Annotated in this window: 16 protein-coding genes; 13 read left to right on the plus strand and 3 right to left on the minus strand. The window is 71.8% G+C overall.

What is annotated here, in order from left to right; all coding sequences use genetic code 11:
* Positions 1 to 122 precede the first annotated feature (122 nt).
* The 4 genes from ACZ4UV_RS34320 to ACZ4UV_RS34335 all read left to right on the plus strand — a co-directional run bounded on the left by ACZ4UV_RS34320 (position 123) and on the right by ACZ4UV_RS34335 (position 4,838).
* Complete coding sequence (locus ACZ4UV_RS34320) at positions 123 to 251, plus strand: hypothetical protein (protein ID WP_258575023.1); 129 nt, start codon at positions 123 to 125, stop codon at positions 249 to 251.
* A 93-nt stretch (positions 252 to 344) separates the two neighbouring features.
* Positions 345 to 2,549, plus strand: a complete 2,205-nt coding sequence (locus tag ACZ4UV_RS34325) for an ABC transporter ATP-binding protein (protein WP_467843273.1) — start codon at positions 345 to 347, stop codon at positions 2,547 to 2,549.
* A gap of 175 nt (positions 2,550 to 2,724) precedes the next feature.
* Positions 2,725 to 3,612 carry a hypothetical protein gene (locus tag ACZ4UV_RS34330; RefSeq protein ID WP_467843276.1) on the plus strand — a complete coding sequence of 296 codons (888 nt, stop codon included), beginning with the start codon at positions 2,725 to 2,727 and terminating at the stop codon, positions 3,610 to 3,612.
* Between the two features lie 176 nt (positions 3,613 to 3,788).
* Positions 3,789 to 4,838, plus strand: coding sequence for an EamA family transporter (locus ACZ4UV_RS34335; protein ID WP_451020686.1), 1,050 nt, complete (start codon positions 3,789 to 3,791; stop codon positions 4,836 to 4,838).
* Here the strand turns inward: ACZ4UV_RS34335 and ACZ4UV_RS34340 are convergent.
* Positions 4,808 to 5,605: a TIGR03943 family putative permease subunit gene (locus tag ACZ4UV_RS34340; RefSeq protein WP_390042012.1), complete on the minus strand. Its 798-nt coding sequence runs from the start codon at positions 5,603 to 5,605 to the stop codon at positions 4,808 to 4,810. The two genes, ACZ4UV_RS34335 and ACZ4UV_RS34340, sit on opposite strands and share 31 nt — an antisense overlap.
* On the minus strand, positions 5,602 to 6,591 hold the full coding sequence (locus tag ACZ4UV_RS34345) for a permease (RefSeq protein WP_451020695.1): 990 nt from the start codon (positions 6,589 to 6,591) through the stop codon (positions 5,602 to 5,604). Before ACZ4UV_RS34345 ends, ACZ4UV_RS34340 begins: the two co-directional genes overlap by 4 nt.
* Before the next feature lie 328 nt (positions 6,592 to 6,919).
* On the opposite strand from ACZ4UV_RS34345, the gene ACZ4UV_RS34350 reads away from it, so the two are divergent.
* The 8 genes from ACZ4UV_RS34350 (at position 6,920) to ACZ4UV_RS34385 (ending at position 17,144) form a co-directional block, all read left to right on the plus strand.
* On the plus strand, positions 6,920 to 7,714 hold the full coding sequence (locus ACZ4UV_RS34350) for a TIGR03084 family metal-binding protein (protein ID WP_451020687.1): 795 nt from the start codon (positions 6,920 to 6,922) through the stop codon (positions 7,712 to 7,714).
* Entirely contained in the window at positions 7,711 to 9,423 is a 1,713-nt protein-coding gene (locus ACZ4UV_RS34355; protein WP_467843279.1) for an acyclic terpene utilization AtuA family protein, read from the plus strand. Before ACZ4UV_RS34350 ends, ACZ4UV_RS34355 begins: the two co-directional genes overlap by 4 nt.
* Positions 9,420 to 11,018: an acyl-CoA carboxylase subunit beta gene (locus ACZ4UV_RS34360; RefSeq protein WP_467843282.1), complete on the plus strand. Its 1,599-nt coding sequence runs from the start codon at positions 9,420 to 9,422 to the stop codon at positions 11,016 to 11,018. Before ACZ4UV_RS34355 ends, ACZ4UV_RS34360 begins: the two co-directional genes overlap by 4 nt.
* Positions 11,019 to 11,026: 8 nt before the next feature.
* Complete coding sequence (locus tag ACZ4UV_RS34365; RefSeq protein ID WP_467843285.1) at positions 11,027 to 12,871, plus strand: acetyl/propionyl/methylcrotonyl-CoA carboxylase subunit alpha; 1,845 nt, start codon at positions 11,027 to 11,029, stop codon at positions 12,869 to 12,871.
* Positions 12,872 to 12,954: 83 nt separating this feature from the next.
* Positions 12,955 to 14,121 (plus strand): acyl-CoA dehydrogenase family protein, encoded by a 1,167-nt coding sequence (locus ACZ4UV_RS34370; protein WP_451020691.1) that lies wholly within the window; start codon positions 12,955 to 12,957, stop codon positions 14,119 to 14,121.
* 58 nt (positions 14,122 to 14,179) lie between these two features.
* Positions 14,180 to 15,775, plus strand: coding sequence for a 4-coumarate--CoA ligase family protein (locus ACZ4UV_RS34375; protein WP_467843288.1), 1,596 nt, complete (start codon positions 14,180 to 14,182; stop codon positions 15,773 to 15,775).
* Positions 15,772 to 16,518 carry an enoyl-CoA hydratase family protein gene (locus ACZ4UV_RS34380; RefSeq protein WP_451020693.1) on the plus strand — a complete coding sequence of 249 codons (747 nt, stop codon included), beginning with the start codon at positions 15,772 to 15,774 and terminating at the stop codon, positions 16,516 to 16,518. Before ACZ4UV_RS34375 ends, ACZ4UV_RS34380 begins: the two co-directional genes overlap by 4 nt.
* Positions 16,519 to 16,538: 20 nt before the next feature.
* Positions 16,539 to 17,144: a TetR/AcrR family transcriptional regulator gene (locus tag ACZ4UV_RS34385; protein ID WP_390041996.1), complete on the plus strand. Its 606-nt coding sequence runs from the start codon at positions 16,539 to 16,541 to the stop codon at positions 17,142 to 17,144.
* Between the two features lie 104 nt (positions 17,145 to 17,248).
* Here ACZ4UV_RS34385 and ACZ4UV_RS34390 read toward each other — a convergent pair whose 3' ends face one another.
* Entirely contained in the window at positions 17,249 to 18,349 is a 1,101-nt protein-coding gene (locus tag ACZ4UV_RS34390) for a citrate synthase 2 (RefSeq protein WP_294003455.1), read from the minus strand.
* Between the two features lie 145 nt (positions 18,350 to 18,494).
* On the opposite strand from ACZ4UV_RS34390, the gene pdxH reads away from it, so the two are divergent.
* Positions 18,495 to 19,187, plus strand: a complete 693-nt coding sequence (pdxH, locus tag ACZ4UV_RS34395) for a pyridoxamine 5'-phosphate oxidase (RefSeq protein ID WP_467843292.1) — start codon at positions 18,495 to 18,497, stop codon at positions 19,185 to 19,187.
* Positions 19,188 to 19,552 lie beyond the last annotated feature (365 nt).

The raw sequence follows: 19,552 nt of genomic DNA on the forward strand, positions 1-19,552 counted from the left end.
GTTTCTCGGTGTCGGGCGGCGGGGATTGCCGAGGATGACGATCCGAAATCCCCGGACGTTGCCCCAAGAGAATTCTCGCACTATCTCGCACCACTTGCACTTCGAACTCTCAAGGAGTCGGAATGAGCCTCAAGAAGCTCGCCCCGCTGCCCCCCAAGCCCAAGAAGCAGCTGCCCCCGCCGCCGCCGAAGCCCAAGAAGCGCGCGCCGAAGCCGGCTCCGAAGCCGATCCCCGGCGGCCAGGACAACTGAGCCGGCCGTAAAAAGGACCGACGGTTCGCCGTCGGTCCTTTTTCGCTCGTGAATTCTGGTGGTTCCGGCACAGGAGAATGGGGGTAGTGTGAAATGCGCGCAAAGGAGAGTGGAGACGCGGAATACGAGTGCGAAGTCACCGGTTCGGCATACGAGGTCGATGACGAGGAGTACGACGACGGGGACGAGGACGAGTACGCGCCCACCATCCCGGCCCGCGTCGCCTTCCGCCGCTTCTGGCCGCTGACCCGGGGCCTGCGCCGCTGGCTGGTGATCGTCTGGGTGTGCACGGTGATCGCCGCACTCGCCGAGACCGAGGCCATCCTGCTCTTCGGCGACCTCACCGACCACGCCCTGCAGAAGGGCTCGCTCAGCGCCTTCTGGAGCCCGGCCGGCACATGGCTGGCCATCGCGATCGTCGGCGCGATCGTCGCGTACGCCGGCAACTCCCTGGCCGCCTGGACCACCGAACGCTTCGTGATGCGGCTGCGCGAACACGTCTTCGACCACGTCCAGCAGCTGCCCCCGCACTTCTTCCAGCGCCACCGCCAGGGCGACCTGCTCTCCCGCCTGACCAGCGACGTCGAGGCCATCGAGACCATGGTCGTGTCCGGGCTCGTCGGCGCCGCGTCCGCCCTGTTCAGTGCCATCTTCTACGCGGCCGCCGCGTTCTGGCTGCGCTGGGACCTGGCCGCCGCCACCTTCGTCCTGGCGCCCCTGTTCTGGCTGGCCGCCCGCCGCTTCTCCGGCTCCATCAAGGACGTGTCCCGGGAGGGCCGGGTCGCCGACGGCGCGATCACCTCCGTCGTCGAGGAGTCCCTCGGCAACATCGTGCTGACCCAGGCGTACGACCGCCGCGACGCCGAGCGCCGGCGGCTGAACGAGGAGGCGAGCGCCTGGTTCCGCGCCTCCGTGCGCTCCACCCGCCTCAACGAGGCCTACGAACAGCTCGTCCAGGTCATCGAGACGGTCTGCGTCCTCGCCGTCATCGGCATCGGCGTCTGGGAGATCTCCACCGGCCGCATGACCCTCGGCCAGCTCCTCGCCTTCTCCGCCTTCCTCGGCTACCTCTACCCGCCCGTGCGCGGCCTCGCCCAGCTGGGCCTCACCGTCACCGCCGCCACGGCGGGCGCGGAACGCCTGATCGAGATCCTGGACGTGCGGCCGTCGGTCACCGACCCCCGCCGCGGCACCGGCACCGCCGCCGGCCGCCCGGACGGCGCCGTCGAGGTCCGCGACGTCGGCTTCCGCTACCCAGGCGCCGACCGGACCGCCCTGGAGGGCCTCTCCTTCGCCGTCAGCCCCGGCGAACTCGTGATCATCACCGGCCCCAGCGGCGCCGGCAAGTCCACCGTCTCCAAGATGCTGCTCCGCTTCTACGACCCGGACAGCGGCGAGGTCCTCCTCGACGGCATCCCGATCCGCGACTTCCCGTTGGCCCGCCTGCGCGAGTACATCACCCTGCTCCCCCAGGAGACCCTGGTCCTGCACGACACCGTCCGCGCCAACATCGCCTGCGGCCGTCCCGGCGCCAGCGACCAGGCCATCGAGGACGCGGCGAAGGCGGCCGACGCCCACGACTTCATCGTCCGGCTCCCCGACGGCTACGACACCAAGGTCGACCCCAACTCCGCCCGGCTCTCCGGCGGTCAGCTCCAGCGCCTGGCCATCGCCCGCGCGATCCTGCGCGACGCCCCCGTCCTCGTCCTCGACGAGCCGACCACCGGCCTGGACGCGATGGCCGCCCGCCGGGTCGTCAAGCCGCTGCGCCGCCTGATGGCCGGCCGTACGACCATCATGATCACCCATGACCTCAACCTCGCCCCCGACGCCGACCGCGTCCTCGTCGTCGACGGCGGCCGCATCGTCGAGACCGGCCGCCACGACGAACTCCTCGCCCGCGGCGGCGCCTACTCCCGCCTCCACCGCTCCCAGAACAACGCGGTGATGGACACCGGAGAACTGCGACTGCCGCTGTTCGTGGAACAGGGCGGCGCGGTCCCGGCGGCGGGGGCCGTGGGGACCGTGGGGGCGGGGGTGCCCGAGGTCTCCTACGCGGGGGCGCACGGCGGCGGGGATGGTGGGTACGCCGCCCAGCAGCCGTACGGGAACATGTACGACTACGACTACAACGTGTACGCGGCCGCGGGGCTATGGCCCCAGCCCATGTACGAGGCCCATGCGGAGGCCCACATGGAGGCCTCCCACATGGACGTCGGCTACGGGGCGGATGTGCCCACCACCCTCTCCGACGGCCGGCCCCTGTTCCGCGACGAGGAGCCCTGGCCGGGCATCTGAGCCGCCGCCCCCGGACGGAGCGCAACTCTGGTGAGTGCCCGTCACATCAGTCTTGTTACACACCTATTGCACAAGGGATCTTCAAGAATTCTCCATGCTGTTCGTAGGCTGCGTACGCCAATGGGCTCGGCCGGGGGCGACCCGCCGGGCCCCTCGCGATCCCAGGGGGATTCACATGCGTATACGCGTCGCGGCCACCGTTCTGTCCGGTGCGGTCGCACTGTCCGCGCTCGCTGTCCCGGTGGCCGCCCAGGCGGCGTCGAGCCCGAGCGCGAAGGCGCAGCTCAGCTCCTTCTTCGCGAACTCCGCGCACACTGCGCACGCCACGAACTCCGCGCAGACCGTCCGGCCGAAGACCGGAATCGGGAGCATCTCCTTCTCCAAGGGCGTCGTCAACGGCGGCAAGGACATCGTCCTCGGCACCACCACGAACAAGTCCGTCACCGCGACCTACACCGCCACCAGCTCCAGCGGCGTCGCGCTCACCGAGGCGTTCCTCTGGCAGGGCACCGACCCCTCCAGCACGGACACCATCACCGGCGCCCTGGGTACCGACGACGACCCGGTCTGCACTGAGTCGACCACCCAGACCGGCGTCTACAGCTGCAAGGCCGTCTTCAACATCCACGCGGCCACCGACATGAAGAACAACGGTGTCGCCGGCACCTGGAAGCTCGCCCTCGGCGGCTACGACCTCTCCGCGAGCGCCAGCTTCGACGACAACGTCGGCACCGGCAAGATCAAGAAGGCGTCCAAGCTGACCGTCAACGCCACCCCGGAGCCGGTGAAGAAGGGCAAGACCATCACCGTCGCCGGCAAGCTGACGCGCGCCGACTGGAACACCGGCAAGTACTCCGGGTACGCGTCGCAGAAGGTGCAGCTGCAGTTCCGCAAGAAGGGCAGCACCACCTACACCACCCTCAAGACCATCACCGCCGGCACCGGCGGCGCGCTCAAGACCACCACCAAGGCCACCGTCGACGGCTACTACCGCTTCTCCTTCGCGACCAACGCCACCACTGGCGCCGCGACGGCGACCGGCGACTACGTCGACGTGAAGTAGCTTCCGGCCGCCACCTGAAGATTCGTTTCACTGTCGTTCGGCCCCGCCCGCGTACTGGGCGGGGCCGAACGTGTTCGCGCCGTCTCGGCGTGCGGCATCTCACCATCCAGGACAGCCCCATAAGGGGTTCACGCGCCTGTCGGAGTCCATTACCCTGGACTGAGAAGTCCATCGTAATGAACGACGAATCCTCTGGACCGCCCGTGACCACCCCCAGCACCTCACAGCCGACGTCGACGCCCACGCCCGCCCCGGTGTCCGCCTCCGTCGCCCCCGGCGTCCAGGGCCGCCTCGGCGCGCTCGGTCCCGTCGGGCTGGTGCTGGCCGGCGGGATCTCCGTGCAGTTCGGCGGGGCCCTCGCGGTGACCCTGATGCCCAGGGCGGGCGCACTCGGCGTGGTGACCCTGCGGCTCCTCGCGGCCGCCGTGATCCTGCTCGTCGTCTGCCGGCCGCGGCTGCGCGGCCACTCCCGCACCGACTGGGGCACGGTGATCGTCTTCGGCATCACCATGGGCGCGATGAACGGCCTCTTCTACGAGGCCGTCGACCGCATCCCGCTGGGCCTCGCCGTCACCCTCGAAGTGCTCGGGCCGCTCGCCCTGTCCGTGCTGGCCTCCCGGCGCCTGATCAACGCCCTCTGGGCGGGACTGGCGCTGGGCGGTGTCTTCCTGCTCGGCGGCGGGGACTTCAGCGGCCTCGACCCCGTGGGTGTCGGCCTGGCCCTGGGCGCCGGCGCCATGTGGGCCACCTACATCATCTTCAGCGCCCGCACCGGCCGCCGCTTCCCGCAGGCCGACGGTCTGGCCCTGGCCATGGCGGTCGCGGCTCTGCTGTTCCTCCCCCTGGGCATCGCCGGAGCCGGCAGCAGGCTCCTGGACCCGACCACCGTCGCCCTGGGCTCGTCGGTCGCGGTCCTCTCCTCGGTTCTGCCCTACACCCTCGAACTCCTCGCCCTGCGCCGCCTTCCCGCGCACACCTTCGCCGTCCTCATGAGCCTGGAACCGGCCATCGCCGCCACCGCCGGCTTCCTCGTCCTCGGCCAGGCCCTGTCGGCCACCCAGGCGGCCGCCGTCGCCCTCGTCATCGCGGCGAGCATCGGCGCGGTCCGTTCCCAGGTGGGACGCGGCCGGAAACCGGCGGGCGGCGCCCGGCCGGACCCGGCGGTCGCCGCCCGGCCGGAGCCGGTCGTCGGCGCTCAGCCCGACGGGAACGGCAGCGCGTCCTGATAGCCGTTCGCCGGGCGCTGGATCTTCTTCACGGTCTGGGCGTCCAGTGCGACCGGCGCGGACTTCGTGCCCAGCTTCCCGCCGGGATGCCAGTTCCCGGTGACGGACACCCAGGTGTTGGCGGCCGGGATGCTGTCGCTGTAGATCCGCACCTTCACGGACTGCGCGTCGGCCGCGCAGCAGGAGATGATGATCCGGGTCAGGTCCCAGCTCCCGCCCCCCGCAACGGGCGTGACCAGCCCGCTCATCTCCACCGTCCGCGCCTTGATGGCCAGCGAGCGGTCCTGCTGCACCCGCGTGGTGAAGTCCGTGAGCGTGATGGGCAGCGGCGAGGTCTTCGGCAGCGGATCGAAGCCGTCCTGCTCCGCGATGACCTTGGCGGGCTGCCGGGCCGCGGTGTACGCGCCGAGCGCCGGCGGGGCGTAGAAGAGCAGACTCAGCGCGGGGAGCAGGAGCAGCCAGGCGACCCGGGGGACCGTCGAGTGGTCGTGACCGTGGTGCTCCTCCGGCTCCTCGTGTGGTCCGGCGACATGTGCGTGGGCGCCATGTGCGTGGCCACCGTGCCTGCCGTGCCCCTTCCGCGCGTCCCGTCCTTCCCGCATCGCCGCCTCCACGATGCCCAGCACCAGCAGCACGAACCCGGACGCGATCAGCAACGGCCGCATCCCGGGCTTGACGTAGCGCAGGCACAGGTCGGTGAAGAGGGAGGCGTGCAGCAGGCCGAGGCCGCTGAGGACCAGCAGGGTCACCTGAAGCGGACGTCTCACAGCAGCGCTCCTCCGACCAGCACACTGCACAGGACCGCGACGACCGTCGTGGCGGTCGAGAAGCGGGCGGCGAAGGCCCGCCCGAACGTGCCCGCCTGCAGCGCGATCAGCTTGAGGTCCACCATGGGGCCGACCACCATGAACGCCAGCCGGGCGGTGGGCGAGAAACCGGTGAGCGAGGACGCCACGAAGGCGTCCGCCTCCGAGCACACCGCGAGGATGACCGCCAGCGCGGCCAGGAACAGCACCGACAGCCAGGGCGAACCGGAGAAGGTGTCGAGGACCGACCGCGGTACGGCCACGTTGAAGGTGGCCGCGGCCATGGCGCCGACCACCAGGAAACCGCCGGCCTGGAGGAAGTCGTGCTGGAAGCCGCGCCGGAACTCCGTCCAGCGGTTGTGCCCCGGCTGGTGCCCGGTGTGCCGTACGGCGGGCCGCAGCCACTCCTCCCGGCCCAGCCAGAGCCACAGCCAGCCCATCACGGCCGCGGTGACCAGCGAGGCGAGCAGCCGGGCCAGCACCATGAGGGGGGTGCCGGGGAAGGCGATGGCGGTGGCGGTCAGCACGACCGGGTTGATGGCGGGCGCGGAGAGCAGGAACGCGAACGCGGCGGCCGGGGTGACCCCGCGCCCGATCAGGCTGCCGGCCACCGGCACCGACGCGCACTCGCATCCCGGCAGCACGACCCCGGCGACCCCGGCGACGGGCACCGCGAGCGCGGGCCGCTTGGGCAGCAGCCGGGTGAACACCCGCTCCGGTACGAAGGCGTTGATCGCCCCCGACAGCGCCGTACCGAGCAGCAGAAACGGTGTCGCCTGCACGATCACGGCGAGGCACACCGTCTGCCAGGCCTGCAGCGCGGCCTTGCTGACGCCCTGGCCCGCGAGGAAGAGCGCGGTTCCGGGCAGAACGGCGGCGGCCACGAGGAGGAGGGGCCAGAAGCGGGGAGGTTCGCGCGGGGGCGGGTCCTCGCTGCCCGCGTCCACCGGGTAGCCGCCTGGCCCGCCTGCCGGGGGTGCCACGACGGCGGTCGTCCGCTGCCCGGTCGTCCGCGCCCCTACGGCGAGTTCATCTGTCCTCCGCACGCCCCGCACGCCTCACACATCACTCCATCGCCGGATGTTCGCATCGAACATATGGCATGCGGTCCCCCTGTCACGACGGCTTGTGCCAAGGATTGCCCCAGGGTGACTCCAGATGTCGCCAAGGAGAGCCGACCCGAAGCGTCGGCGGTCCCACGCACCCCGGCCACGGCTCTCCCAAATTCATGCAAGCGTGCTTGATTGTTTCCGGGCCCACTGCCATGCTCCCCCCATGTCCGATCCGACGCCCGTCATCGACGACCTGCGTGAGGAGAGTGCGGAACTCGACCGGCTGGTAGCCGAGTTGGGAACCGAGCAGTGGGCTCTCGCCACCCCCGCGCCCCGCTGGACCGTCGCCCACCAGATCGCCCACCTCGCCTGGACCGACCACTCCTCGCTGCTGGCCGTGACCGATCAGGACGCCTTCTCCCGCGAGGTCGAGAAGGCGCTGGCCCAGCCCGGGGACTTCGTGGACAACGGGGCGGAGGAAGGCGCGGCCAAGCCCCCCGCCCGGTTGCTGGCCGACTGGCGGGCCGGGCGCGAGGCCCTGGACCGGGCGCTGCGCGCGGCGCCCGCACGGGCCCGTTTCCCCTGGTACGGCCCCCCTATGTCGGTCGCCTCCATGGCCACCGCCCGGCTGATGGAGACCTGGGCGCACGGCCTGGACATCGCCGACGCGCTGGGCGTGACCCGCACCCCCACCGACCGGCTCCGGCACATCGCCCGACTCGGCGTCCGCACCCGCGACTTCGCCTTCGGCGTGCACGGACTGCCCGTGCCGTTCGAGGAGTTCCGCGTCGAACTGACCGCCCCGTCCGGCGAACTGTGGGCGTACGGCCCCGAGGACGCCGACGACCGGGTCACCGGCCCGGCCCTCGACTTCTGCCTCCTGGTCACCCAGCGCGCCCACCGCGCCGACCTCGCCCTCGAAGCCACCGGCCCGGACGCCGACCGCTGGCTGGACGTCGCCCAGGCCTTCGCGGGCCCGCCCGGCCCCGGCCGCACCCCGAAGGGCGGCACCCCGTGACCCTGCGCATAGGCAACGCCTCCGGCTTCTACGGCGACCGCTTCGACGCGCTGCGCGAGATGCTCACCGGCGGCGAGCTCGACGTCCTCACCGGCGACTACCTCGCCGAGCTGACCATGCTCATCCTGGGCCGCGACCGGCTCAAGGACCCCGGCGCCGGATACGCCCGCACCTTCCTGCGCCAGCTGGAGGACTGCCTGGGCCTGGCCCGGGAGCGGGGCGTGCGGATCGTCACCAACGCCGGCGGCCTCAACCCGGCCGGACTCGCCGACGCCGTACGGCAGCTGGCCGACCGGCTCGGCATACCCGTGCGCGTCGCACATGTGGAGGGCGACGACCTCACCGCCGCCCACCCGGGCAGCCTCGCCGCCCACGCCTACCTCGGCGGCTTCGGGATCGCCGCGTGCCTGCGGGCCGGCGCCGACATCGTGGTCACCGGCCGGGTCACCGACGCGGCCCTGGTCACCGGGCCCGCCGCCGCCCACTTCGGCTGGGGGCCGGGGGAGTACGACCGGCTCGCCGGCGCCGTCGTCGCCGGGCACGTCCTGGAGTGCGGGACCCAGGCCACCGGCGGCAACTACGCCTTCTTCGCGGACGCAGGAGCCGCTGCGGGAGCCGGCGTCGGGGCCGGCCGCGACCTGCGACGCCCCGGGTTCCCGCTCGCCGAACTGCACGAGGACGGCAGCTGCGTCATCACCAAGCACCCCGGCACCGGCGGCTTCGTGGACGTCGGCACGGTGACCGCCCAGCTCCTCTACGAGACCGGCGGCGCCCGCTACGCGGGCCCCGACGTCACCGCCCGCCTGGACAGCGTCCGGCTCAGCCAGGACGGCCCGGACCGGGTACGGATCGAGGGGGTCCGGGGCGAGGCCCCGCCCCCGACCCTCAAGGTCGGCCGCAACCGGCTGGGCGGCTTCCGCAACGAGGTCGTCTTCGTGCTCACCGGGCTCGACATCGAGGCGAAGGCCGCGCTGGTGCGGGAGCAGATGGCCGACGCCCTCGCCAAGTCGCCGCCGTCCGGCACCACGTGGCAGCTGGTCCGCACCGACCGCCCCGACGCGGACACCGAGGAGACGGCCAGCGCGCTGCTCCGGCTCGTCGTACGGGACCGGGACCAGGAGACCGTGGGCCGGGCGCTGACCGGCGCCGCCGTGGAACTGGCGCTCGCCAGCTACCCCGGCTTCCATGTGCTCGCCCCACCCGGGAAGGGCGCACCCTACGGGGTCTTCGAGGATGTGTACGTCCCCCATGGCGACGTGCCCCATGTGGCCGTCCTCCATGACGGACGACGGATCCCCGTGCCGCCGGCCCAGGACACCCTCGTACTCCAGGACCCGCCCGCACCACCCCTGCCCGAGCCGCTCCCCGCCGCCGGCCCCACCCGGCGGGCGCCCCTCGGGCTCGTCGCCGGGGCCCGCAGCGGGGACAAGGGCGGGAACGCCAACGTCGGCGTGTGGGTGCGCTCGGACGAGGCGTGGCGCTGGCTCGCGCACACCCTGACCGTCGACACCTTCCGCCGTCTCCTCCCGGAGACCGCCGAGTTGCCGGTCACCCGGCACCTGCTCCCCAACCTGCGCGCCCTCAACTTCACCGTCGAGGGCATCCTCGGCGAGGGTGTGGCCGCCCAACACCGTTTCGACCCGCAGGCCAAGGCCCTCGGCGAATGGCTCCGCTCCCGCCACCTGGACATCCCGGAGGCCCTGCTGTGACGGTCATCGAGACCACCCTCGACACGCACACCCCCGACCACCGGGCGAACCGCGACGCCATGCTCGCCAGGCTCGCCGACCTGGAGGCCGAGCACGCCAAGGCCCTCGCGGGCGGCGGCGCCAAGTACGTCGAACGGCACCGGGGGCGCGGCAAGCTCCTCGCCCGCGAGCGCATCGAACTCCTCCTCGACCCCGACACGCCCTTCCTGGAGCTGTCCCCGCTGGCCGCCTGGGGCAGCGAGTACGCCGTCGGCGCCTCGCTGGTCACCGGCATCGGGGTCGTCGAGGGCGTGGAGTGCCTCATCACGGCCAACGACCCGACCGTGCGCGGCGGCGCCAGCAACCCCTGGTCGCTGAAGAAGGCCCTGCGCGCCAACGACATCGCCCTCGCCAACCGGCTGCCCTGCATCAGCCTCGTCGAGTCCGGCGGCGCCGACCTGCCCTCCCAGAAGGAGATCTTCATCCCGGGCGGCGCCATCTTTCGCGACCTCACCCGGCTCTCTGCCGCGGGCATCCCCACGATCGCCGTCGTCTTCGGCAACTCGACCGCCGGAGGCGCCTACATCCCCGGCATGTCCGACCACGTGATCATGGTCAAGGAGCGCGCGAAGGTCTTCCTCGGCGGACCGCCCCTGGTGAAGATGGCCACCGGCGAGGAGAGTGACGACGAGTCCCTGGGCGGCGCGGAGATGCACGCGCGCGTGTCGGGCCTCGCCGACTACTTCGCCGTCGACGAACCGGACGCGCTCCGCCAGGCACGCCGCGTGGTGGCCCGCCTCAACCACCGCAAGGCCCACCCCGACCCCGGCCCGGCGGACCCCCCCAAGTACCCGGCCGACGACCTTCTCGGCATCGTCCCGGAGGACCTGAAGATCCCCTTCGACCCCCGCGAGGTGATCGCCCGGCTCGTCGACGCCTCCGACTTCGACGAGTTCAAGCCGCTGTACGGCAGCAGCCTCGCGACCGGCTGGGCGAGCCTGCACGGCTACCCGGTCGGCATCCTGGCGAACGCCCAGGGCGTGTTGTTCAGCCAGGAGTCCCAGAAGGCCGCCCAGTTCATCCAGCTGGCCAACCAGCGCGACATCCCCCTCCTCTTCCTCCACAACACCACCGGCTACATGGTCGGCAGGGAGTACGAGCAGGGCGGCATCATCAAGCACGGCGCGATGATGATCAACGCGGTCAGCAACAGCCGCGTCCCGCACCTCTCCGTCCTCATGGGCGCCTCCTACGGCGCCGGCCACTACGGCATGTGCGGACGCGCCTACGACCCCCGCTTCCTGTTCGCCTGGCCCAGCGCCAAGTCGGCCGTCATGGGCCCGCAGCAGCTCGCCGGCGTGCTCTCGATCGTCGCCCGCCAGTCGGCCGCCGCGAAGGGCCGGCCCTACGACGAGGACGGCGACGCGGCCCTGCGCGCCATGGTCGAGCAGCAGATCGAGGCCGAGTCCCTGCCCAAGTTCCTGTCCGGGCGGCTGTACGACGACGGCGTCATCGACCCGCGCGACACCCGCACCGTCCTCGGCCTGTGCCTGTCCGCCATCCACACCGCCCCCTACGAAGGCGCACGCGGCGGCTTCGGCGTCTTCCGGATGTGAGGGACCACGTGATTTCCACCCTGCTCGTCGCCAACCGCGGCGAGATCGCCTGCCGGATCTTCCGCACCTGCGCCGAACTCGGCATCCGCACGGTCGCCGTGCACTCGGACGCCGACGAGAACGCGCTCCACGCGCGCGTGGCCGACACCGCCGTACGGCTGCCGGGCGCCACGCCCGCCGACACCTACCTGCGCGGCGACCTGGTGGTGAAGGCCGCCGTGAGCGCCGGCGCGGACGCCGTGCACCCCGGGTACGGATTCCTCTCCGAGAACGCCGACTTCGCGCGCGCCGTCATCGACGCCGGCCTGGTCTGGATCGGGCCGCCCCCGGAGGCGATCGAGGCGATGGCGTCCAAGACCCGTGCCAAGGAGCTCATGGGAATCGCCCCGCTCGGCGAGGTCACCGACGCCGACCTGCCGGTACTCGTCAAGGCGGCCGCCGGCGGCGGCGGGCGCGGCATGCGCGTCGTGCGCCGCCTCGACGAACTGGCCGCCGCGCTGGAGGGCGCGCGCGCCGAGGCCGCCAGCGCCTTCGGCGACGGCGAGGTCTTCGTCGAGCCCTACATCGAGCACGGCCGCCATGTGGAGGTGCAGATCCTCGCCGACACGCACGGCACGGTCTGGCCGCTCGGCACCCGCGACTGCTCACTCCAGCGCAGGCACCAGAAGGTCATCGAGGAGGCGCCGGCACCCGGGCTCCCCGAGGGCCTGGTGAAGGAGCTGCACGCACTGGCCGTGCGCGCCGCGCGCTCCGTCGCCTACGCCGGCGCGGGCACCGTCGAGTTCCTCGTCGCCGACGGCAAGGCGCACTTCCTGGAGATGAACACCCGCCTCCAGGTGGAACACCCCGTCACCGAAGCCGTGTTCGGCCTCGACCTCGTCGCCGAACAGATCCGCGTCGCCGAGGGCCACACCCTCCCCCTCGACGCACCACGCGCGCGTGGCCACGCGATCGAGGCCCGCCTCTACGCCGAGGACCCCGCCCGCGACTGGGCCCCGCAGACCGGCACCCTGCACCGCCTCGCCGTACCGGACAGCGTCCGCCTGGACACCGGCTACACCGACGGCGACGAGATCGGCGTCCACTACGACGCGATGCTCGCGAAGGCCGTCGCCCACGCCCCCACCCGCGCCGAGGCCCTGCGCAAACTGGCCCACGCCCTCGACCAGGCCACCCTGCACGGCCCCACCACCAACCGCGACCTCCTCGTCCGCTCCCTGCGCCACGAGGAGTTCGCGACGGCCCGCATGGACACCGGCTTCTACGACCGCCACCTCACCGACCTGACGGCGCCCACCGCCGACCCGCACGCCCCCCTCGCCGCCGCCCTGGCCGACGCCCACGGCCGCTCCCCCTTCGGCGGCTGGCGCAACCTGCCCTCCCAGCCCCAGACCAAGCGCTACCTGATGGCAGGCGAGGAGCACGAGGCCCGCTACCGGCACACCCGCGAAGGCCTCACGGCAGAGGGCGTACGGGTCGTGCACGCCGGCGCGCGTCTCGTCGTACTCGACATCGACGGCGTACACCGCAAGTTCGAGGTAGCGCGGTACGGCGACCGGATCCACGTCAACAACACGCCCCTCACCGCCCTGCCCCGCTTCCCCGACGCCAAGGCTCAGTTGGCACCGGGGTCGCTGCTGGCACCGATGCCGGGAACGGTCGTACGGATGGCGGAGGGGCTGGAGGTGGGGGCGACGGTGGAGGCCGGCCAGCCCCTCCTCTGGCTGGAGGCGATGAAGATGCAGCACCAGATCACAGCGCCGGTCACGGGCACGCTGAGCGAGCTGCGAGTGGTGCTCGGCCAACAGGTGGAGCCCGGCTCCCTACTGGCGGTAGTACAAGCGCCCCTTTAGGGCCGTTGGGGGTACCCCCGGCCGAAGGCTGGGGGAGGAACCGCGCGACCAGCCACGACGCACCCGCACCCGAAGGAGCCACCATGAGCCCCCAAATCGAAACCGACGAACACAGGGCACTCCGCGCAGCGGTAGCCGCCCTCGGCGCGAAGTACGGCCGCGACTACATCACCCGCACGATCGCCGAAGGCCGCCCCCCGACCGAGCTCTGGCAGGAGGCCGGCAAGCTCGGCTACCTCGGCGTCAACCTTCCGGAGGAGCACGGCGGCGGAGGCGGCGGTATCGCCGAACTCTCCATCGTCCTGGAAGAGCTCGGCGCCGCGGGCTCCCCGCTCCTCATGCTCGTCGTGTCGCCCGCGATCTGCGGCACCGTGATCGCCCGCTTCGGCACCGACGAACAGAAGCGGGCCTGGCTGCCCGGCCTCTCCGACGGCACCCGCCTCATGGCCTTCGGCATCACCGAACCCGACGCCGGCTCCAACTCCCACCGCATCACCACCACCGCCCGCCGCGACCCGGCGAGCGGCGACTGGCTCCTCACCGGCCGCAAGGTCTTCATCTCCGGCGTCGACATGGCCGACGCCGTCCTGATCGTCGGCCGCACCGAGGACGCCCGCACCGGACGCCTCAAGCCCTGCCTGTTCATCGTCCCCACGGACGCCGAGAGGTTCCAGAAACGCCCCATCGACATGGAACTCAACGCGGCCGAAAAGCAGTTCGAACTGACCCTGGACGACGTACGGCTGCCCGCCGACGCCCTCGTCGGCGACGAGGACGCGGGACTCCTCCAGCTCTTCGCCGGCCTCAACCCGGAGCGCATCATGACGGCCGCGTTCGCGATCGGCATGGGCCGCTACGCGCTCTCCAAAGCGATCGAGTACGCGCGCGACCGTACCGTCTGGAAAACCCCCATCGGCGCCCACCAGGCCGTCGCCCACCCCCTCGCCCAGGCACACATCGACCTCGAACTCGCCCGCCTCATGATGCAGAAGGCGGCCCACCTCTACGACGCGGGCGACGACATCGGCGCAGGCGAGGCCGCCAACATGGCGAAGTACGCGGCAGGCGAGGCCTGCGTGCGGGCCGTCGACCAGGCCGTGCACACCCTCGGCGGCAACGGACTCACGCGGGAATTCGGGCTCGCCTCGTTGATAACGGCCGCGCGCGTGGCTCGTATTGCTCCGGTGAGCAGGGAGATGATTCTCAACTACGTCTCCCACCAGACCCTCGGCCTGCCCAAGTCGTACTGAGGCCCCACTCAGGTCCTGCGCAGGCCGTACTGAGGCCCAAGGCCGCCTTGGAGGAACCGTGTTCCGCAGCGAGTACGCAGACGTTCCGCCCGTAGAACTCCCCATCCACGACGCCGTGCTCGGCGGGGCCGCCGAGTTCGGCGACGCGCCCGCCCTCATCGACGGCACCGACGGCACCACCATCACCTACGCACAACTGGACCGGTTCCACCGGCGGATCGCCGCAGCACTCGCCGAGGCCGGCGTCCGCAAGGGCGACGTACTCGCCCTGCACAGCCCCAACACCGTCGCCTTCCCCACGGCCTTCTACGCGGCCACGCGCGCGGGCGCCTCCGTCACCACCGTGCACCCGCTCGCCACGCCCGAGGAGTTCGCCAAACAGCTCAAGGACTCCGCGGCCCGCTGGATCGTCACCGTCTCACCGCTCCTGGAGGCCGCCCGCCGGGCCGCCGAACTCGCCGGCGGCATAGCGGAGATCTTCGTCTGCGACAGCGCAGCCGGACACCGCTCCCTGATCGACATGCTGGCCGGCGAAGCCCCCGAGCCGCAGGTCGACATCGACCCCGTCAAAGACGTCGCCGCACTGCCGTACTCCTCCGGCACCACCGGCGTCCCCAAGGGCGTGATGCTCACCCACCGGCAGATCGCCACCAACCTCGCCCAGCTGGACGTCTCCGTCCCGTCCGGCCCCGGCGACCGCATTCTCGCCGTCCTGCCGTTCTTCCACATCTACGGCCTCACCGCCCTCATGAACGCGCCGCTGCGCAAGGGCGCCACCGTCGTCGTCCTGCCCCGCTTCGAGCTGGAGACCTTCCTCGCCGCGATCCAGAACCACCGCATCACCGGCCTGTGGGTCGCCCCGCCCATCGTCCTCGCCCTCGCCAAGCACCCACTGGTCGAGCAGTACGACCTGTCCTCCCTGAAGTACGTCATGAGCGCCGCCGCACCCCTGGACGCACAACTCGCCACCGCCGGCGGGCAACGCCTCGGCCTGCCGCCCGTCGGCCAGGCCTACGGCATGACGGAACTCTCCCCCGGCACCCACATCGTCCCCCTCGACGCGCTGCGCGAGGCACCGCCCGGCACCGTAGGCAAGCTCATCGCCGGCACCGAGATGCGCATCGTCTCCCTCGAAGACCCGCACAAGGACCTCGGCATCGGCGAACCCGGCGAGATCGCCATCCGCGGCCCCCAGGTCATGAAGGGCTACCTCGGCCGCCCCGACGCCACCGCCGACATGATCGACGCCGACGGCTGGCTGCACACCGGCGACGTCGGCCACGTCGACGCCGACGGCTGGCTGTACATCGTCGACCGGGTCAAGGAACTCATCAAGTACAAGGGCTTCCAGGTGGCCCCCGCCGAACTGGAGGCCCTCCTGATCACCCACCCGGGCATCGCCGACGCCGCCGTCGTCGGCGCCTACAACGAGGACGGCAACGAGATCCCGCACGCCTTCGTCGTCCGCCGGCCCACCGCCGACGACCTCACCGAGAACGAGACCATGCTCTACGTCGCCGAACGCGTCGCGCCCTACAAACGCGTCCGCAAGGTCACCTTCATCGCCGGAGTGCCCCGCGCCGCCTCCGGGAAGATACTCCGCCGCGAACTGCGCGCCCTCACCAAGACCACGGAACCCGAGGAGCGCCCATGACGTCGATCGGAACGCTGATCGGACGGACACACGCGCGTGCCGTCACCACCCTCAGCCTTGACGCCACCACCACCCGCAACGCCCTGTCCGCCGCCCTCGTCGCCGGACTCGCCGAGGCCCTCACCGACTGCGCCAAGGACCCCGACGTCCGCGCCGTCGTCCTCACCCACACCGGTACGACGTTCAGCGCCGGCGCCGACCTGCGCGACCCGCCCGACCCCGACGCGCTCGTCGGCCTCCTCCGCCAGATCGTCGAACTGCCCAAACCCGTCGTCGCCCGCGTCACCGGCCACGTCCGCGCGGGCGGCCTCGGCCTCCTCGCCGCCTGCGACATCGCCGCCGCCTCCACCGAGTCCACCTTCGCCTTCACCGAGGTACGCATCGGCGTCGCCCCCGCGGTGATCTCCCTGCCCCTCCTCCCGCGCACCGACCCCCGCACCCTCACCCGCTACTACCTCACCGGCGAACGCTTCACCCCGCCCGAGGCCGTACACCTGGGCCTCCTCACCACCACCGCCGACGACGTCGACACCGCCCTCGCCCCCGTCCTCGACGGCCTCCGCCGCTCCGCACCCCAGGCCCTGGCCGCGACGAAACAGCTGCTCACGGCTAGGGTGCTGGAGACATTCGACCGGGACGCGGCCACCCTCACCGCACTCTCGGCCCGGCTCTTCTCCTCCGACCAGGCCCGCGAGGGGATGACGGCCTTCCTCGAACGACGGGACGCGGCGTGGGTGGTGTGAACACGGCTGGGAGCACGGCGGTGAACACGGTTGTGAGCACGGCGGAACGCGCCCCGAAACAGGACCGCAGCCGGGCCACCCGGCAGCGGCTCCTGGAAGCCGCCGTGGCCTGCCTCGCCGAACACGGCTGGACGGGCTCCACCGTCGCCGTCGTCGCCGAACGCGCCGGCGTCTCCCGGGGCGCAGCCCAGCACCACTTCCCGACCCGCGAAGACCTCTTCACGGCCGCCGTCGAATACGTCGCCGAGGAACGCTCCACGGCCCTGCGCGCCCTGTTCCCCGAGGGCACCACCGGCGACCGCCGGGCGGCCGTCTCCGCCATCGTCGACCTCTTCACCGGCCCCCTCTTCCGCGCCGCCCTCCACCTCTGGGTCGCCGCCTCCAACGAGGACCAGCTCCGCCCCCGGGTCACCGAACTCGAAGCCCGCGTCGGCCGCGAGACCCACCGCATCGCCGTCGACCTCCTCGCCGCCGACGAAACCCGCCCCGGCACCCGCGAAACCGTCCAGGGCCTCCTGGACATGGCCCGGGGCCTGGGCCTGGCCAACCTCCTGACCGACGACAAGGCGCGACGGGAGCGAGTGGTGGCCCAGTGGGCGGCACTGCTGGACGAGACGCTCGGCTGAAACACCCCTTAAGGGGCGCTGGGGGTACCCCGGCCGAAGGCTGGGGGAGGAAGAACTGCGCGACCAGTCCCCACGCACCCTCTCACGCACCCCAGCCAGCCCCCTCAGTGGGCGATGTCCGCAAACCCCCCGATGTCCTGAGGCTTCCGCACCCCCGGCCCCACATACCGCGCCGACGGCCGCACCAACCGCCCCGTCCGCTTCTGCTCAAGAATGTGCGCCGACCACCCCGCGGTCCTCGCACACGTGAACATCGACGTGAACATGTGTGCCGGCACCTCCGCGAAGTCCAGCATGATCGCCGCCCAGAATTCCACGTTCGTGGCCAGCACCCGGTCCGGCCGCCGATTGTGCAGCTCCTCCAGCGCCGCCTTCTCCAACGCCTCCGCGATCTCGAACCGCGGCGCCCCCAGCTCCCGCGCCGTCCGCCGCAACACCCGCGCCCGCGGATCCTCCGCCCGGTACACCCGGTGCCCGAACCCCATCAGCCGCTCACCACGGTCCAGCGCCCGCTTGACGTACCCCACCGCGTCCCCGGTCCGCTCGATCTCCTCGATCATCCCGAGCACCCGCGAGGGCGCACCTCCGTGCAGCGGACCCGACATGGCCCCCACCGCACCCGACAGCGCCGCGGCGACATCGGCACCCGTAGAGGCGATCACCCGCGCCGTGAACGTGGACGCGTTCATCCCGTGCTCGGCGGCCGACGTCCAGTAGGCGTCCACAGCCGCCACATGCTTCGGATCCGGCTCCCCCCGCCACCGGATCATGAACCGCTCGACCACCGAGTGCGCCTTGTCGATCTCCCGCTGCGGCACCATCGCCAGCCCCTGCCCGCGCGCCGACTGGGCGACGTACGACAGCGCCATGACCGCGGCCCGCGCCAGGTCCTCCCGGGCCTGGTCGGCATCGATGTCCAGGAGCGGCTTCAGCCCCCACACCGGCGCCAGCATGGCGAGCGCCGACTGCACGTCCACCCGGATGTCACCCGAATGGACGGGGATCGGGAACGGCTCGGCCGGCGGCAGCCCAGGATTGAACGCCCCGTCGACGAGCAGCCCCCACACGTTCCCGAACGAGACGTGCCCGACCAGATCCTCGATGTCGACGCCCCGGTACCGCAGGGCGCCGCCCTCCTTGTCCGGCTCGGCGATCTCCGTCTCGAACGCGACGACTCCTTCGAGCCCAGGCACGAAGTCCGACATGGGGCGGCTCCTCAAGGGTGTAGGCGGAGGCAACTGCACCATAACCCCGAGTGCCACAGATGGGGAGCCCAGCGGCACTCAGTGCCACCATAGGTATGCGTCACATGTGCCCCGGACCCATATGTGCATACGGCAAGATGACCGCGTGACCGATCGCGACGCCGCCGCCTCCGACGAACCCATCCTCGACCCCGCCGCGATGCGCAAGCACTACCGGGCCGAGGGCCTCGAAGAGCACGACCTGGCCGCACACCCCATGGACCAGTTCACCCGCTGGTTCGAACAGGCCGCGCGGGCCGCCGCCGACGGCATGATCTACGAACCCAACGCGATGGTCATCGCCACCGCCGACGCCGAGGGCCGCCCCAGCTCCCGCACGGTCCTCATGAAGCAGTACGACACCCGCGGCTTCGTCTTCTACACCAACTACGACTCCCGCAAGGCCCAGGACCTCGCCGCGAACCCGTACGTCTCGCTGGTCTTCCCCTGGCACGCCATCGCCCGCCAGGTCGTCGTCACCGGCACCGCACGCCGCACCGGCCGCGACGAGACCGCCGCCTACTTCCGCACCCGCCCGCACGGCTCCCAGCTCGGCGCCTGGGCCAGCACCCAGTCCACGGTCATCTACTCCCGCGCCGAACTCGACGCCTCCTACGCGGAGCTCAGCGCCCGCTACCCCGAGGGCGAACAGGTCCCGGTCCCCCCGCACTGGGGCGGCTTCCGCATCGCCCCTCAGACCGTCGAGTTCTGGCAGGGCCGCCAGAACCGCCTCCACGACCGCCTCCGCTACGTCGCCGACCCCGCCGGCACCTGGCACGTGGAACGCCTCAGCCCCTGACGCCCCAGGGACCTACCGGCCCTGAAAACGCAGACGACCCGCGAGCTCGGGTCCCTCCGCCTGACGGCGGAGAAGCCGGCCGGACGTACCGGCGAGCTCGCGGGTCGGGTGACTGCTTGGGATTGGGCCGGCTGCATGCATCGGTCACATGCTGGTCCGGCACCGCACTCGGTGTGGTGACGGGCCGCTAGCCCGCAGCCACCTCACGCGTCCGGTTGTCATACATCTGCCGAACCACCTCCCTTCTCGTGTACCCCACACCCTACGAAGCCGGCCGAAGGTGCTCAAGGGATTTATTCGAAGGTGACGTGCCACGGCGGTACCCCCTAGCGTCCCCCGCGCAGTGTCGTGGTCGGAAGAAGCGG

Source organism: Streptomyces sp. NPDC028289 (assembly GCF_055565975.1).